The sequence below is a fragment of the Algoriphagus antarcticus genome (assembly GCF_002150685.1).
GTDB classification, from domain to species: domain Bacteria; phylum Bacteroidota; class Bacteroidia; order Cytophagales; family Cyclobacteriaceae; genus Algoriphagus; species Algoriphagus antarcticus.
On sequence record NZ_MSSW01000072.1, the window covers coordinates 36,035 to 54,191 of the forward strand.

General features: G+C 41.0%; 12 protein-coding genes. 7 read left to right on the plus strand and 5 right to left on the minus strand.

All coding sequences use genetic code 11. The features are described from left to right. The first annotated feature begins 57 nt into the window (after window positions 1-57). The 4 genes from BVH04_RS20955 (at window position 58) to BVH04_RS20970 (ending at window position 6,766) form a co-directional block, all read left to right on the plus strand. On the plus strand, window positions 58-813 hold the full coding sequence (locus BVH04_RS20955) for a hypothetical protein (protein ID WP_086543413.1): 756 nt from the start codon (window positions 58-60) through the stop codon (window positions 811-813). 391 nt (window positions 814-1,204) lie between these two features. Continuing rightward, a complete protein-coding gene (locus BVH04_RS20960; protein ID WP_086543414.1) occupies window positions 1,205-4,513 on the plus strand; it encodes an amidohydrolase family protein in 3,309 nt (1,102 codons plus the stop codon). Between the two features lie 2 nt (window positions 4,514-4,515). Beyond that, the gene (locus BVH04_RS20965) at window positions 4,516-4,839 is read left to right on the plus strand and encodes a hypothetical protein (RefSeq protein WP_086543415.1); all 324 of its coding nucleotides are present in this window, start codon (window positions 4,516-4,518) and stop codon (window positions 4,837-4,839) included. Between the two features lie 823 nt (window positions 4,840-5,662). Beyond that, window positions 5,663-6,766: a glycoside hydrolase family 130 protein gene (locus BVH04_RS20970; protein WP_086543416.1), complete on the plus strand. Its 1,104-nt coding sequence runs from the start codon at window positions 5,663-5,665 to the stop codon at window positions 6,764-6,766. A gap of 596 nt (window positions 6,767-7,362) precedes the next feature. Here the strand turns inward: BVH04_RS20970 and BVH04_RS20975 are convergent. Further along, the gene (locus tag BVH04_RS20975) at window positions 7,363-7,674 is read right to left on the minus strand and encodes an HPF/RaiA family ribosome-associated protein (protein ID WP_086543417.1); all 312 of its coding nucleotides are present in this window, start codon (window positions 7,672-7,674) and stop codon (window positions 7,363-7,365) included. A gap of 107 nt (window positions 7,675-7,781) precedes the next feature. Here BVH04_RS20975 and BVH04_RS20980 point away from each other — a divergent pair, with 107 nt between their 5' ends. The 3 genes from BVH04_RS20980 (at window position 7,782) to BVH04_RS20990 (ending at window position 11,573) form a co-directional block, all read left to right on the plus strand. Then, the gene (locus tag BVH04_RS20980) at window positions 7,782-8,960 is read left to right on the plus strand and encodes a baeRF7 domain-containing protein (protein WP_086543418.1); all 1,179 of its coding nucleotides are present in this window, start codon (window positions 7,782-7,784) and stop codon (window positions 8,958-8,960) included. A gap of 177 nt (window positions 8,961-9,137) precedes the next feature. Continuing rightward, window positions 9,138-9,764: a hypothetical protein gene (locus tag BVH04_RS20985; protein WP_140160632.1), complete on the plus strand. Its 627-nt coding sequence runs from the start codon at window positions 9,138-9,140 to the stop codon at window positions 9,762-9,764. A 720-nt stretch (window positions 9,765-10,484) separates the two neighbouring features. Next, the gene (locus BVH04_RS20990; RefSeq protein WP_086543420.1) at window positions 10,485-11,573 is read left to right on the plus strand and encodes an alkaline phosphatase family protein; all 1,089 of its coding nucleotides are present in this window, start codon (window positions 10,485-10,487) and stop codon (window positions 11,571-11,573) included. A gap of 187 nt (window positions 11,574-11,760) precedes the next feature. On the opposite strand, the gene BVH04_RS21000 is transcribed toward BVH04_RS20990, so the two are convergent. The 4 genes from BVH04_RS21000 to BVH04_RS21020 form a co-directional block, all read right to left on the minus strand. Continuing rightward, a complete protein-coding gene (locus BVH04_RS21000) occupies window positions 11,761-12,369 on the minus strand; it encodes an SHOCT domain-containing protein (protein WP_116116400.1) in 609 nt (202 codons plus the stop codon). A gap of 1,051 nt (window positions 12,370-13,420) precedes the next feature. Then, window positions 13,421-16,234: a hypothetical protein gene (locus BVH04_RS21010; protein WP_147303430.1), complete on the minus strand. Its 2,814-nt coding sequence runs from the start codon at window positions 16,232-16,234 to the stop codon at window positions 13,421-13,423. 523 nt (window positions 16,235-16,757) lie between these two features. Continuing rightward, entirely contained in the window at window positions 16,758-17,441 is a 684-nt protein-coding gene (locus BVH04_RS21015; protein ID WP_086543432.1) for a haloacid dehalogenase type II, read from the minus strand. A gap of 266 nt (window positions 17,442-17,707) precedes the next feature. Beyond that, entirely contained in the window at window positions 17,708-18,022 is a 315-nt protein-coding gene (locus BVH04_RS21020; RefSeq protein ID WP_086543424.1) for a YtxH domain-containing protein, read from the minus strand. Window positions 18,023-18,157: the final 135 nt, after the last annotated feature.

An 18,157-nucleotide genomic window follows, 5' to 3' on the forward strand; every position in this document is an offset into this window, starting at 1 on the left:
TTTTAGCATTTGGTGAAAATTGAACTCAGTCAATCTTTTTAACCAAATAATAAAAAAATGAAAACGCTACTAAAGTATATTCTCGCAATTATCCTTTTAGGCACAATTATACCATTGGCAAATGGTCAAAATGCACCTTTGGGACCATTGATGTCAGTCACAGAATTTACCGTCAAGCCAGGACATGAGATGCAGTTCCGAGAGGGTATCAAAGCGTGGAAGGCTTGCTACATCGAAAACGAAGGGGAATGGACTTGGAGACTATGGAGTCGACAACAAGGGGAAGGAACCGTCTATGTGCTTGCCTCAGATATGCCCAATTGGGCAGAAATGGACAAAACCGATGAAAAAGCTGAAGATTGTCGGATGCTTGCTATGAACATGATCAATCCACATGTGGAAAAGGCTACTAACCATATGACTCGTCTCCTACCGGAAAACAGCAAAACCAGTCCAAGTACAGATGAAATCATTATGGTTTATTTCTACAAACTCAACGCTACAAATGCTGCTAAGATGATGGAAGTAGTGAAAGAGGTAGAAGGAATCCGCAAAAAAGCTGGTCTAGAAAGCACAGGCTATTGGTATCAATGGCAAACAGCTGGTCCTGAAAGCCCTAATTACCATTATGTATTGCCATACAAGGATTTTGCTGCGATGGATATCATGCAAGAAGGCGTATGGGAGACAGTTGAAAAAAATGAAGGAAAAGCCAAAAAAGATGAACTTCAAGCTGCTTTTCGTTCATCTCTCGATAATAGATGGAGCTACATCTATAAGCTGGACAAAGAAATCAGCCGCCCAACGAAATAGCTGGGGGTTTAATGTCAAGTAGTTTGATTTATAAAATAGCTGGGGATTAGCAATGATTTATTGCTAAAATCCAGCTGTTTTTTTTTGAAAATTTATCCAGCTATTCCAGCCCAGCTGTTCGAGGTTTGTAACCTCGAACCCTGATTCAGGGATTTGCAATCCGCGACTAGGTGTAATTAATGAATAAGTGTAATCCGTACAGTCGTCGGATGCAACTACTCTTTTATATTCTTATCCAAGCTGCTCGAAATGACATCCTAAATCATTTCGTGTCATTGGCTGATTACCATTTGCTAAAACCGACCACTCGCTCACCTCTTATCCCAAACTCTTTTGCCCTCAAGCATAATCGTCTTAGATTGACTTTTTTAAAATAACCTACCGAACAATTATGAAAAAGATACTCCTAGCTGCGCTGGCCTTGACCTTCTCTTTTAACGCAATGGCTCAAGATGACCCTGCCAAGCCAGAAAAGAAAGAAAGCAAAGGCTTATCGCTCGAACCCGGAAGAACCTTTGATTTTGAGCTATCTGAAGGTTCTTGGATAGCCTTGGACGTCAGTCCTGATGGAAAGACCATCGTATTTGACTTCTTGGGCGATATCTACAGCATCCCTATCTCAGGTGGCATTGCAACTCAGCTCACCACCGGGATGCAGTTTGATGCACAGCCTCGGTATAGTCCTGATGGTACGGAAATCATTTTCATCTCAGATGAATCAGGAGGAGAAAACATCTGGACGCTCAACCTTGCAGACGACGAGAAAAAGCAAATCACGAAAGGCAACGACAATAGATACCAAGGTCCGGAGTGGACTCCTGACGGAAAATACATGATTGCATCCCGTCAAGGGGGTGATGGAGCACACAAAATATGGCTTTATCATGTCGATGGAGGTTCTGGTACAGCGTTAGTCAAAGAGCCAAATGCCCTACGGATGCTCGAAGGTGCCTTTAGCAAGGATGATCAATATGTCTGGTTTTCTGAAAGAAACGGATCTTGGACCTACAACGCTCCAATGCCACAATACCAGATTTCAACCTATGATCGCGTGACTGGTGAAATGATCACGCAAACGTCTCGATACGGTTCGGCATTTCGTCCTACACCAAGTAGTGATGGCAAATGGTTGGTATATGCCACACGACATGATACCCATACCGGATTAATTCTACGGGATCTCGCCACAGGAGATGAGAGTTGGTTGGCCTATCCGATCCAGCATGACGATCAAGAATCGAGAGCTTCAAGAGATGTACTTCCGGGATTTTCTTGGACACCGGATGACAAAAGCATTGTAATCACTTATGGAGGCAAAATTCACCAAATCGATGTAGCCAGCAAAAAGGCGACAGAAATACCTTTTAATGTAAAGAGTAGCATCGCACTGGGGCCAGAACTTGATTTTGACTATCCTATTTCTGATGATGCACAATTCACCATTACACAAATCAGAGATGTAGCGCCATCGCCTGACGGAAAGCAATTGGCTTTTACAGCATTGAACGAATTATACCTGATGGACTTGCCGAATGGTACCCCAAAGAAGCTGTTGGACTTAGATGAAACGCAGGCCGAGCCTGCTTGGTCTCCCGGTGGTCAATGGCTCGCGTTTGTCACTTGGCAAGCTGAAGGTGGCAAAGTGTATAAAGTAAGACCTAATGGCAGCAACCTAACCCAACTCAACAAAGCAGATGGTGTCTTTCAAAGCCCTGTTTGGAATAATGATGGCAGCAGAATCGTGCTGATCAAAGGACAAGCTGAAGACTTCAGAAATGCGCTCCAACGCACTGCTTTTAGAGGTACAAGTGACCTTATTTGGCTTTCGGCTGATGGTTCTGGCAACAACTTTATCTCTTACACGGATGGCAGATCCAATCCACATTTTACCAAGAACTCGGATCGAATCTATTTATCGGGTAGGGGAGGTTTAGTCTCCATCCGTTGGGATGGTACAGATGAGAAAGCACATATTCAGGTAACTGGAAAAGCCACCCCTGGTTCTTCCGATCCGCCAAAAGCGGATTGGATAAAAATGGCTAGAGAAGGTGATCAAGCACTAGCGGCTATCGGCATGGATTTGTTTGTGGTTACAGTACCTCAAGTGAGTGATAAAGCTCCAACCATTTCTGTAGCTGATGCAAAAAATGCAGCCTTTCCCTCTCGGAAACTAACAGATATCGGTGGGCAGTTCCCTGCTTGGGGCTGGGACAATAACGTAGTGCACTGGGCTGTAGGAAATGCGCATGTCGCTTTTAACCTCAGCGATGCCAAAGCTTTCGAAGTGCAAAAAGCCGCTGATGCAAAAGCGAAGAAAGAAGCCGACAAAGTGGAAAGTGATGATCCGGAAGAAGGCGCTGAAAAGAAAGGAGAAAAGGACGACATCCCGAAAGAATACGAACCAACGGAACGTAGAATCGAAGTAAAAGCATCCCGTGATATTCCGCAAGGAACTATACTCCTTAAAAATGCACGTTTGCTGACCATGAAGAATAATGAGGTGCTGGAAGGCACTGATATTCTGATCGAGAACAACCGGATCAAAGAAATTGGTAATAACATCCAAGTGGGTAATCGAGTGAAAATCATTGACGCAACTGGCAAAACGATTTTGCCGGGTTTTGTAGATACACACTCCCACTTCCGTCATCCGGTGAACTTACACCGTGGGGAGTTTTGGCCTTATTTGACCAACCTGGCTTTTGGTGTAACCACCACACGTGATCCACAGACCGCAACTACTGATGTATTGACTTATGGTGACTTGGTAGATGCCGGCAAACTTATCGGCCCTAGAATTTACTCTACAGGCCCAGGTATTTTCGGGAGTGAAAACGTCAGCAGTTTAGACCATGCGCGTAAAGTAATGACGCGATACAGTTCCTATTACAATACCAAAACTATCAAAATGTATGGCGCAGGAAACCGTCAACAGAGACAGTGGATCATTCAGGCAGCTCGCGAGCAAAATATTATGCCTACCACAGAGGGTGGGCTTGATTTCAAGAATAACCTGACCCAAGTGATTGACGGTTATCCCGGTCATGAGCATTCCTTTCCTATTTTTCCGCTATTCAAAGATGTGATTGACATGGTGGCCTTTTCGAGAACGGTTTACACCCCTACGCTTTTGGTAGCCTATGGCGGACCTTGGACAGAGAACTATTTTTATGCGACTGAAAATCCACATGCGGATCCAAAGTTGACTCACTTTATGCCACATTGGAACTTGGATTCCAGAACCAGAAGACGTGATGCAGGCTGGTTCATGGAAGATGAGTATGTGCATGTAGAGCAAGCTACTTTTGCCAAGGACTTGATAGAAGCTGGCGGGCGTGCAGGTATTGGTAGCCATGGTCAGCTGCAAGGCTTGGGCTATCACTGGGAGCTTTGGGCGGTACAGTCTGGCGGCATGACCGAGTATGACGCGCTACGAGTGGCGACTATTATCGGTGCCGAAGCAATTGGTTTGGATCAAGACTTAGGATCGCTGGAAGTAGGGAAACTTGGAGACTTGGTCATCCTAAATAGCAATCCATTGGATAACATTAGGAACTCCAAAGACATCAGCCATGTGATGATGAATGGTCGCTTATACGAAGGGAATACCTTGGATGAAGTTCATCCTCAGCAGAAGAAAATGCAGCAATTTTGGTGGCAAGATTACGCACCAAAAGATGTTCCGGGGATAAAGCAATAAATATGATCTCAAGACAGTGGACCTGCATTTTAAAAGAAGAGTCGAGCGACCAGTACGTCAACTTCTTAAATAAAGTAGTCTTTACAGAAGCAAGGGTGCTACCTGGCTTTATTGAGGCCAGTATTTTAAAGAGAAATACAGAAAGTGGCTTAGAGTTTATGATTATGACACTTTGGGAAGATTTAAACTCTATTAAAGCATTTGCTGGTGAGGACATCTCTATTGCTATGGTTCCCGAAGAAGCACAACATATGATGGTGTCTTTTGACAAAACAGTGAAGCATTATGAGGTAGTTTCTAACAGCCGATCACAATCACTATTCTAGCTGTTCGAGGTTTGTAACCTCGAACAGCGGGAGGAAGAAACTAACAACTAGTTGTAGTGCATATTTCATATTTTTAGTTATTCCAACTTAAAAATATTCGTTAAAAAATCTACCAACAAATAATAATATCATTCCTATGAAAGCATAAAAGCCCATCCTATCAGTTGCCAAACCAATTATGGCGAAAACGACTCCAGTCATAATTATTATCGAGCCAATTATTTTGCCTTTTTCACTTGCCATAAATTTAAATTTGGTCAACGCTCTCCTAAATAATTTCTAATCTTATTCTTTTAATTTGTTTACGTCTAATTTGTGGGATTTTAAGTGGGGAAGTAGCATATTTTGTAGTCTCGCCCATTGTTTTTTTAACCGCCGAGACCACGAAGAACTCGCAGAGGGCGCAAGTTTTTGGCTTAAACCTTTCGTGGGACACGAACGGTGGCGGTGCAATATTTTGGCGCTGTTCCTGACGGCACAGCAACCAATTTGAACACCTCTTTTTTTACCTCACCGTGAGGAATATTTTTGAATTTCGTCAGCAGATCAGAAGATCAGACAAAGCGCTTCACACGGGTGAGATTCTCGGGAAATTTTCCAAACTCCTATGATTTTTGGCTTGCGCAATAGCGACCGCTCTTCCGATTAACTGACCTTGATCTGTCGGAACAAGCATGAGAAATAACCTTCATACTGGAACCAAAAGTAGGAGAGAAACTGAGATGGCATAAGGTCGAGGTTTTGAATCTTTAGGCTTGGGACTTCAATTTACTTTTTTCCCAGCTTTCAAGAGTCTAACTTGAAGGTCATAAACACAACCCAAATGAAGAAGTCGATTTCATTCATCCTCCTTTTATTTTCTTTTTTGTCTCTTCAAGCTCAGGAAAAATCCTGGATGCTCGGACCATTCCTAAGACCAGAAGCGGCAATGCCCATAATTGCTCCGCAGGGCACAACCACTTTTGCAGATCCAATGAGTGGCAGAACTGTCGCTTGGGAGTCCATGGCTACTTTTAATCCTGCTGCTATCGCTAGAGACGGTGAAGTGTATGTACTCTATCGTGCGGAGGAAAAACTGGGAGAAAAGGAAATAGGTGGTCATACCTCTAGAATAGGTTTGGCTACATCATCAAACGGTTTTTCTTTTGAGCGAGATAGTGAACCGATTTTTTATCCAAAAGATGATAATCAAAAAGAGTTTGAGTGGACTGGCGGTACGGAAGACCCTCGAATTGTAGAAACCGAGGATGGCCTTTATGTCCTGACCTATACTCAATGGAATCGGGATGTTCCAAGACTTGCCGTTGCCACTTCAAAAGATCTCCGAAATTGGGAAAAACATGGGCCGATATTCAAAGATTGGAAGGATGGGAAATACCACAACACAGAATCAAAATCTGGTGCAATCGTCACAGAACTGAAAGAGGGAAAGTTAACAGCGGCTAAAATCGATGGGAAATATTGGATGTATTATGGAGTACCACACATTTGGCTGGCAACTTCAGAAGATTTGATTCATTGGCAGCCAGTGGAAAATCATGAGGGAAATCGAGTGCCTGTTCTTAGTCCACGACCGGGATATTTTGATTCTTGGTTGGTAGAAGCAGGTCCTCCCCCAGTTTTGACTAAAGATGGGATCGTTGTTCTTTATAATGCCGGAAACTCTCAGCAAGTAGGAGTTAAAAACTTGGGGAATCGCGTTTACACAGGCGGGCAGGCCCTTTTTTCTGCTACTGAACCTTGGAAGCTTTTAGATAGAGTAGAAACTCCTTTTATCCAGCCGACTTTGCAATTTGAGAAGTCTGGTCAATACCCAGAGGGAACGACATTTTTGGAAGGCTTGGTCTATTTCGAAGGCAAATGGTTGCTGTATTATGGGACGGCTGATAGTATGGTTGGTGTGGTATCAGCCGAAGGGGGGAAATGATTCAATAAGTTCGAACAAAATCAAATTGACATTAAAAAGGAATTTCGTTAAATCCATTCTAAACCTTCAGAACTAGTTTTTAATCCTTATAACTTGAAATTCATCCTTAAATACAGTGCCTTTTTTCTATTCGTTGTTTGTAGAAGGAAAAATCCAAAAAGGGGGTCTCTTTACCTCAATCTGTGGTAGTCGAGTCTGAAGGGACCATTTAAGTTTTGGCAATTCACGTGAAACTCAAAACCGTTTTTCTTTAGGGAAAATAGAAGTTCGAACAAGGGAAATTGGGAATGGAAAAATTGAGATTCACATGGATTCCGAGCTTCCAAAAGCTAACCAAATATTGGTGATGGGTGGATTTAATTTGATTTAATCAGACCTTTAAATTTCCGGAATCAACAGGTGAAATAGCGTCTAAAGAATTCATATTAGAAGGTTAATCGAAGCCAACATTTTTTGATTTATGAATGCCGCTTTAAGACAATTTGTAAATAATCTCGCTCGATTTAAAATTGGGACTAATCAATTAACCCGTTATAGAATTATTCCTTAAAAGTAATGAGTTAGCTTTCAGTTGGTTTTAAACAGTATTTCCGAAGCTAATCATTGGTTTTCTTCAACTGTGCGATGATTTTTTCAGTCACGGATTTGAGCAACGGAATCCAATTTTCTCCTTTGTCGTCTGCGAATGTGTCTGAACCGGGTATTGCCACGCGCATGCCGACTATACTGACCATGGTGCTTCCTGTTCCTTCGGATTTGAAGTAAACATCTATGAAATTGATGTCATTGGTATGGCGCGTAATCTTATCGATGTTGTTTCTGATTTCCTGCTGTACATCATCGCTCACATCCACGTGGTGGGTTTGAACATCGATCTTGATTCCTCTATAATTTTCTGTGTAGTTCATAGTGTATGTTTTAATGAATAGAAGAAAAATTCGTGCTAGGTAAGATTTTTGCATCTATTATATCATTATTAGTTCATATACATTCTTAAAACCTAAATTTTTAATTTATGAAAATATTTGATCAAAAGCAGTTTCTGGAACTTTCCCAAAAAAGAGGAGAGCCTTTCATATCGATATATACGCCCGTTTCAAGAATCAGCACCGACGGCTACCAAGCTGACAAGACACACCTGAAGAATCAGCTGTCTAAGGCGGAAAAAGACCTACGGGAAGAATACAATATGCAGGATCGTGATATTGACAAAATACTTTCCCCAGCTAAGTCACTTTTGGATGATTTGGACTTCTGGAAATTTAATTCCGACATGCTGGCTTGCTTCCTTCACGATGGAGAAATGGAAGTTTTACAGCTTCCCGTTCATGTCGATGAAAGCATTTGCTTTATCAGTCACAAGCCCTATTTGTTGCCACTGATTCCTGAGCTGAATGACAATGGTCACTATTACCTGCTATTGCTCAACCTTGAGCAAATCAGACTCTATGGCGTCACCCGTAATATCATTCAGGAAATCGAGCTTGATTCGGAAGAAGTAGCGCTTTCTTTTACCGAAGAAGAAGAGCAGGATGAGAATCAGCAAAGCCTTCAAGGTCAGGGAAATGTCGGGTCAGGCCAAGCCATGTATCATGGTCATGGGGCAGGATCCGACGAAGAGAAGAAAGTAACCATTCAAAATTATTTCCATAGGATGACCAATATGTTGGAGCCCATTCTTTACCAGAATCCGCTACCGCTTTACATTGCAGGAGTGGAATACTTGGGGCCACTTTTCAGGAAAGCCAGTAAATACAACCACCTAATGGATGGACAAGTGATCGGAGCATTCACGGAGAACGATATGGAGGAACTTCACCAAAAATCCTGGGATATCGCAGAGCCTTTACTTCTACAGGAAAGGATCAAAAGAAATGAAAACTTCAGCAACAAAGAGGCTCACAACCTGGCTATTGGAAATGATCGAAAGAAACTGCTCAAGGCAGCCATGACAGGTGGAGTGGAAACGCTGATGATCAATAATGAACATGAACATATTTGGGGAAAGTATGACGCAGACACCCACCAAATCCATTTTTCTGACAAAAAGGAAAAAGATAACCATTGCCTCGTAGATGAGGCTGCAGTCAAAGTCAAGGCAGATGGAGGCAAGGTATATCTTGTCGAATCACCCTATATGCCTGGGACGGATGGCGTCTTAGTTGGGACACTTCGATATGAGCTTCCTGATTAAAAAACGAAGAGCCGGTTTGATAGAGCCGGCTTTTTTATGGCCAAATACAAGCCATCGTTCTGCGAATGAAGTAGGAAGCTTTGATTAATGAAATTGACTTCAAGCATTAGGAGCTTATCTTTTCAACTTAGATCGATTTACCTGTTTGGTTCGCCTTGGTTTATTACTTTTGGAACCATGAAGCGTATCCTGATTCTATTTTTGTTCACTCAGTTTCTTGTTGGAGTCCAAGTTTCTTTTGCCCAAAAAGTATATCGAAATGAGATGGGCGGAATCATCACAAGGGCGCAATATGAGAAGCAGATTTTGGAGGGTCCATATTTTGGAGTTCCCGGAAAAGATAGTGATGAACAGGTATTGGTATACCGAATGCCTTTTGGGCAAGTGGATAATCCTACTTTATTTTATACCGCTCTTGAACTGGAGGAAGTGCAAAAATTAGGGAAGCCGATCGTAGTGATTTTTTATTCTGGAAAAGATGAATGTAATTCAACGGGCTTAACTGCCACCAATAAAATATTTCATAAGAAAGATCACGGATGGCTTCAAAAGAATATTGATTCTAAAGGAGGGTATGGACCTATTTACCTTTATAAAAATCCTGCTGGGCTAGAAAAATATGCTGGCATTATGACTTGGCATCCAGATCCGGAAGGATTATTCGAGCAGACTTTTTTCAAATTCCCATATCCCTGCCGGAGTTTTGTAGTCATCGATCCCTCAGGAAACTACCGCGCGATTTTAGGGGAATTTCCGAATACCCAGATTATAGCAGCCTTGAAAACCCTTTCAAAATCCAGATAACCATAAGTTATCATATTTTAGAATCTGGAGTTTCAGATTTACCGAGATTACTTCAAATAACTCCGAAAGCATTTACTCAAGCTTATACTAATAATAAACCTGAACATGTGAGTGCGTATTTGAACGAAGCTTTTTAGCCAGATCAGTTTCGGAAGGAATATCAAAAGTGTACTCACACCTTTCTATGGTCGTAAATTGAGGTGAAATCTTTGTCTACTCTAAAGTGAATTTAGCTCCAGAGCAAACAGGCCTTTAATTCCCAAAAGTTTGGAGATCGCTCCGCTCTATTTATCAGAAGAGTTTATCGATTTGGGCTTAGGGGAAATATTGTGAGTGAAAGCGATTAACTTTGGTAAGGAAAAGTGCTTCTGGCTGGGTAAATGGGAGCGTAATCACCGAACGATCAGATTAAACGAGCGGAATAGTGTCGAGAAATTAGAATGCTATTCATTTCCTTTTAAGTGGGATTCAGTGGACCGGTTGATGCGGTAATTGATTTAAATGATTATACGGAATCTTGCCAGTAGAAAACTTATAGGATCGAAAATCCAAATTCACATTGAATTCTGGTTTACTCCGGTGGCCTGCCTCGCCTTGGCGGGTCTTCCAACCCATTGACCAAAGAGAATTCGCGTACTGGCAGAAAAGCGTACATACAGATTGATTTAAATCGAAAAAAGGATAGAAAAAGAGTTTTTGATTATTTTCACAAAAAACAGGATGAACTATAAAAATCTAGCACTCAAAGTTGTCTTATTATTTGTTTTTGGGACAGTTAAAGCCCAAGATTATAAAACCGAAAATGTGGTACTCATCACCTTGGATGGTATGCGATGGCAAGAAGTCTTCAAAGGCGCTGATTCCTTGATGGTGGATGATTCCGGGATGATCAAAGAGCCAGGATCACTTTTGGAAGATTTTTGGAACGAAGACCCGCTTCAGCGAAGAGAAATGCTGATGCCGTTCTTTTGGAATACTCTTGCAAAAGAAGGTCAGATCTACGGAAATCGCGCCTATGGCAATAAGGTGGACAACAGCAATAAGATGTGGTTTTCTTATCCTGGCTACAACGAAGTGTTGAGCGGGTTTGCAGATGACAAGCGCATCACCAGTAATGATAAAACCAACAATCCGAATGTGACTTTGCTGGAGTATCTGAACCAGAAACCTGAGTTCAAAGGCAAAGTGATGGCTTTCGGCTCATGGGATGTGTTTCCTTACATTGTGAATGAAGAACGCAGCGGAGTGCCAGTAAATGCAGGTTTTGATATCGCTGAGGGCGCTGATCTTTCTCCTGAAGAAATCCTGACAAACAAAATGCAATCCGAAATCCGTGGTCCATGGGGTGGCGTGAGACTGGATGTATTCACCCAAAACTATGCGATGGCAGCTTTGAAAAATAAGAAGCCAAGAATACTTTATATTTCCTACGGAGAGACCGATGACTGGGCACACGAAAATCACTACGATCAGTACATCTGGTCTGCCAAGCAAACGGATGCTTACATCAAAGAAATCTGGGATTTTGTACAATCAGATCCTCAATACAAGGACAAGACTACGATGATCATCACTACCGATCACGGTCGTGGAATAACCAAGACTTCTTGGAGAGGTCACGGATCTTCTATACCTAAAGCTGGAGAAATATGGATGGCTGCAATCGGCCCCGATTCACCAGTTACCGGTGAAATGAAATCACAAGGTCAATGGCATTCTGCCATGATTGCCCGCACCATTTTCCAGTTGCTGGGAATGGAATACCCTGATGCGAAGGCTGGAAAAGTGATTGAGGAGATGGTGAAGTAAGCTGATACTACGGTGATTGACTTGGTTCGACAAGCTTACCAAAGGTGTAATTAAAATCACATTCATTCCAACGCCTTTTCTTTGGTCAGTCTGGGATTACACGCTGTCCATCACAAAGAATACAATCAGGAAGGGTTTTATTGTTCATACTGCTCAGGCAAAGAAAAAAGTTAATGTGGATGAGTCTTTATTTTCCATTCACTAATTTATTCTTTTGAGAGTTATATTCTTCGTTCGTTAGCAAATTGGAATCCAAAAGTCCTTTCAATTTGATAAGCTGGTCAGCGACGCTATTGCTGTATTCATATTCACTATTCAGAATTTTTACCTTTAAGATGGTGAAGTCGTCAGTTGTGATTGCTCCTTGATCAAGTAGATTTTTCAATTTAACCAATTCATTGGTCGAGTTAGAATTTTGAGTTGTTCCATTTGCTTCCTCCGTATTTTGGTTTGATCCGGGAATTAATTCATAATTATGAGTCGGATTGTACTGCATTGTCCAAAGAAAAGGAACAAGAACTAAGAAACCTCCAATTATAGCTCCAACGTCAGCACGTTCATTACGTATTAGCATCACATTTAAGTCTTGATGACCTTCCTTTTTCAAGGTAATAGCTGTAGATGAGCCCACAATTTTCGTGTCACTGTAGTTATATGGTGTCACTCCTTTATTCTGACTGTCAATATAAACTTGAGCACCAGATGGATTACTTTGAATAAGGGTTGTACTCGCACAACTTGTCAAAAAGATAGTTGCTGCCAGAAAAATTAAACCTGATTTTAACATTGCTTTCATTTTTTAGATCTTTGTTTTAGAACTGATTTTTACCTACAATTTTTTTTAGCCCCCGTTTTCGGTCAAAATTACCTTTAAAAGTCTGGCGAAGAGCTAAAGTGTCTCTGATTATACCGTTGCTTACAGATTTAGTGGATGCTTTGAATGGTGAATATAGATTAAAAGATGGTGGTTACAATGTGTGAAATGCCAAGCATTCATGAGCACCATTGAAATCAGCTACTGTTTAATAAAGTCTTTTGTTTGAGAGGTTATCATAAAATAGCCAAGCATTTCGCAGAATGGTTTCCACTGAAGCAACCCCACTAAAAAAACTCTCGGTCTTTCTGCTTCAAGGATTAGTCTTAGAATATGAGGTAGTTTACTGGATATGATGTTTCAACTCTTTCACGAAGCACCTTAGAGATAGCAATTGTCACTTCATAACCAGCTGCTGATAGCAAAGATCCCATTTCGAGGTACGGGTATAAATCACCTAATGAACCAAATGTGCTGATTACGATTTTCATATTTGTTAATTGATTTATCCAATGAATATCAACTGGCGATATGCTGAAGTTTTCACTAAGAGACCAGCAAAGCTTACCGTGAAACACTTTAGAAGTCTGATGTGGCGATTCACTCTTCTTGATTTTTTCATTTACCAAAATAAGTTTTCATGTACCTATAGACTTCATCACCAATATATTTTTAAAAATTAGTGTCCTCTAGTTCTCCTGCGAGAGTTACACTCTGATCTTAACTTGAGGATCGATTCTTAAAGTATCGACTTTTAAAAACATGAAGTTTTAGTAATACCCATCGGTTTCTCTGGATTATACCCAGTCCAACGTACTAATGAAACCAAGCGGGGAAATGGTTATTCCAACCACCTTAAGATTTACTGATTTGGATGGACTTTATATTATTTGGACTGCTAAGGAAATGTAAGCTAAACTGCACATCCACTTTTCCAAAAGCTGCCAATTCTATCTACCAGCAGTCTCAATTCAATATTTAGCACCGTCGTTTATGTTGCCTAGACGTTAAAATCTGCGAAGAAGCCAGCTGATCAATAGCTCACAGAGATAATATACTTACTCTCGTTCGGTTCGGGAATTTTAATTGTTTCCTTTTTTACATCAAAAGTGTCCCATGGTCGACCATTCACCATTACAGAACGAATGGGTTTTTCATCAGGATGACGCAATCTTACCCATAATTCTTTTGGTGGATCCCGATCCGAGAGTTCAATAGTTGCCACGATTTCATGCTCGTTGGATTCGCCTTGAATAGAAAATGAAATTTCCCCGAAATAGGTGGGCGCATTTTTCACCTTGATTTCTTTACCATTTTCCAACCATGCCCGTGGTATCGCCTGACCGATCATAAGGGTTTCATCTCCAATTTCATCAATCAACATCTTACGGTATAGTTCAAACCAGGCACCATCGGTACTGGGAGGTCCGTAATATTGTCCATGTGCCCAGCGATGCTCAAGCGGACTAAACTGGCCATTGGAAAATGCACTTGCCATCAAACTATAAAAGCTTCGGATTACTGCTTTTGGCTCGTCGCGCAATAGATAGGCAGCTGACTGCTGTACATAGATCGGTTCATTTGCCGCCCCTTTATTTTGGAGGAAAAGGTTGTCTTCATGGTCATTTAGCATAGCCGTGGTAAGCCAGCTGTCAGCTTCAAAAACTCCCAATCTCGACAAATGCAAAGGGCCGGTGTCAACATCCGTGGGGTACCACTCGTCCAACATTCTACGAGGAGTCAAGGCATCTGTTGGAACATAATTAATCCAAGTGCCGTCAGCCAACTGGACAACGGGAGATTTAACACTGCTTCGGGCAAATGCCATGACCACATCCTTTTTCATTTTGGCACTGATTTGTTTTACCTCGGCTGCACGGGGATGATTATATCGAGCTAGTGCTTTTCCAAAAAGTTCAAGACCGGCCACGTAATAAGCTTGTGTAAATGCCCAGGCCCTTTCCACGGTGGTCAAATCGTTGAGCGGGTTCAGAATCAAACCGGAACCCTCTTTTCCGGTAGTTGATTCAGCAATTTTAGCCAAAGTCCAATCCAGAGTTTTGAGAGAGGAGGGGAGCAATTGTTCAAAGTGATCCCGATTTCCAGAAAGAAGATAATTCTGAGCTATGGTGTATAAATGTCCTGGCGAATAAACGCCCCATTCAGCATAACCTCCAATTCTGCCATCCGGTCGTTGTTGTGTTTGAAAAATGGACTTGATTTCATTTTGCGCCACTTCCTCATATCCCCGTAAACCATAAATCATATAGTCAACATACACGCCTTGATTTATAGGCCAGTCCGAGTTTTCTTGACCGTAGGCAACATTTGAATAAGGAAGATCCATGTGGTCTTTTCCAGTGCTATCTATCGTGTGGCGAGGCAAAATAAGTGAATGCCATACATTGGCCCGGAATAATTCATTGACAGCTTCTTCGGGAACTTCAAATAGCGCACCTTGATCAATCCAATCATTCCAGTATTTTACGGTTTGATTTTTTGCAGATGAAAAAGTTAGCGCTTCCAAAGTTGTTCGCTGTGAAATCTCGACGGAAGGGGAAGGAAGCTTCACTAATAATTGTAGCGATTGACCGTCATTTAGCTGCCCGCTAATAGTTAGGATATATTCTTGTCCATATTCTTCGGTTAGGCCTTCATCCATCCCAACCGTTAAGTTATTTCCAGATTCGATCGTCAAAAGAATATTACCTGTCGCTTTCTCAGAAACCATCCAGCCATAAGTGGACTTTTTCAACTCAAGTTCCTGATCCTTTACTTCACTATTCAGGCTGACTTTATAAGTTACCGGTCCGGGTTTGCCGGTAATTTTTACTTTGGTAAAAAAAACGCTTGGAATATAACCGCGATTAGATGCATCTATTTTCTCCAAGGGGCTAGCAAATTGTTCCATTTCCAACCTCTGTCCATCCTTTTCCAAGTGAGTGATTAGAATCGGCAAGCCATTTTCAATCACCTGACTAATCCATTTGCTTCCTTCCCAAATAGGATCCATCCTAAACTCGTAAGGTGAAGCATAGTCGGGTCTCACATTTCCCCATCGGTCAATCGCGAATTTGTAAATGGATCCATGAGCTGCAGCCGTTACCGTTAAATGCCCGGTTGTCCCCTTATATTTTGTCTGCCAGGGGAAATTATAGACGTTGGGATTCCCAAAGTCCTTCCATTGAGTTTTGAAAAATTCGTAGGATGCATCTGGTTCTTTATTAACACGTTTCAGTGTGCGCATCCCCGTTAATGAAGTGAGGTATTGATCAAAATCAAGGGGCTTGTCAGCAATACTTAGGTAAATATCCTGTTCGGGTAACCACATGGCTCCCTCACTAAGTAATTGCTGGAGGGAAAATGAAAAGCCTTCTATTCCAGCTTTGTCCAATTGAACCGTCAGAATTGGAGCGTCCGGCATATTCCAAGGGTCTTTACTCAGCCGTTCAATCTGTCCCTGAGATCCATTTTCCATTAAATAGGGCCACATTTTCATCTCGCCCATTTTCAACAATTCAGCCACTGGTTTTTGCCAGCTGATCGTTGCAATCAATTCATCTACATCGCCGGCGCCGTAGTTTAGCAGGATTCCATTACTAAGCTGATCATCTGATTCGAGCAAATTGCCCGATAAATTGGAAATGGTCATTCCGGGTACAGAACTTATCAATACTATTTTCTTTATAGTCTTAATTGCTCCCAGGTGTCCAAAAGATATTTTAAGAGCAAGGCTTTGAACTTGCTCCTTTTGCTTCTGAGCGTTGCTGGTTTGATTAGCCAAAAAAATCATTACTAAAGAAAAAGCTATGATCACACACGGTTTTCCAGTTGGTTGAAACTTCATAATGACTAATATATCTTTTTTCTTGTCTTACACGGTGGTTTATCTCACAGATCACTTAACTATAATAACTTCCGTTTGATGGCTACAGTCCGGGGTGTTGGTTTGACGAGGGTAGTATTCTTGAATTATAAATTCGAAAAAATAAAATGATGTAGCTAATCCTGACTATTGAACAGGATTATATCTAGCCCAACGCTTTTACTATTTGGAATAAAGTTTATCTAAGAAGATAATCGGGTGGATTCGGAGGAATAGAAATGATAGGAGGTGAGGAGTGTGGTAAAAATGCAGGAGCCATTGCAACTTTGAATTTTCAGCCAGGCGTACATATTACCTACGTCTTCGCTATCGATTTACCAATCATCAGGCAACATCTCCGCTATCTTTGAATTAAGCCTCTTGCTCTTTCTCAGACAAACTGATAATTTGTTTATTTTTACCGGATCATGGAATTATTATTATCGTGAAAGGCCATTTTTCTATCGATAGTTTTGCAAAATCATAGTTTGTCTTCAAGCTTTTTTTAACTGTAATGAGCAATGATACTCTTGGAAACTTCAATCAAATTCTTTCCTATGAATTGGGGCTTCGGGGCAAGCGGATAAAGTGATTGACCTTCACGTTCAATAAAAGCTGCCTGCATGCCAGCTCGTAAAGCACCAGCAATATCCCAACCGTGAGCAGCAACCAGTATGGCATCAGAAACATTTACTGACAATTGTTCGGTTGCCCATGTATATGTTTCTAATGCTGGTTTATATTTTTTAATTGTATCTATACTAAGTGTTGCTTCAAAATATTCGGTGAGTTTTGCATGTTGCATTTGTGCAGTAAGCGTAGCTGAAGGCGAATTAGTAAGCGTAACAAGACGAAATCCATTCTCTTTTAAAAGCTGCAAGCCTTTTGGCACATCATCGTAAGTAGATAATTCCTTGATAGTTTGTAATGCTTCTTTTCTTTCTTTAGGAGTGACATCTGCCTTTAGATCTTTGACAGCCATCTCTAAAGTAGCATCTGCAAGTTCAGTAAAGTTGTGATAATTACTTGTGCAGTTATCCACTAAAGAATAATGCAGGAGCATTTCAAACCAGACACCAAAGCCTTTATTGCTACCTAAAAGGCTATTTATTTTACTTTTCAGGGTTGCCATATCCAATAGTGTTTCATTAACATCGAATACCATCAGGGGAAGTTTATTATCGGTCATTGCTAAGGTCTTAACTAGTTTATTTGTACAATGTATTTCCTTGCTGCCCATTGTGCCAACTTGACATATTTTGAAGGAGTACAAAATTAATTTATTCTATTTGGATTTTCTCATACGCAGAACGAAATATATAATTATAGCAACAACAAATACAACTAAAAATATGCCTACTCCTATTCCGGCTTTGAATATATCTCCAATTACTGAACAACTTGAAAATATTGTCATGATGGAAATTAGCAATGCGGTGATGAATGATTGTTTTTTCATAGCTGTATATCAGTTTTGGGTAAACTCGAATCATGATGGCCATCATTTTTAAGCTCGTTGTGTCCATCATACATTTTTGATTTGCTTTTTATTATTAATGAATCAGCGTCTTCCATAACAGCTTTATACTTTGCTGCTATATTTTCCATTAGTTGATCGAATTGCACCTGAATTTCTCCAAACGAATCTTCGCCTTTTTTAGAGATTTTTCTACGGGTTTCCGAACCCTTTTCAGGAGCCAATAAGATCCCTAAAGCTGCACCAGCGGCTGCGCCTACCATGATTCCTAATAATAATTTTCCTGAGCTCATAATTTTTGTATTTAAATTTTGTGAAATGTTAATGATAATTTTTTATTGTGATTATACGGAATCTTGCCAGTAGAAAATTTATAGGATCAAAAATTCAAAGACACCTTGAATTCTGGTTTACTTCGGTCTTCGGTC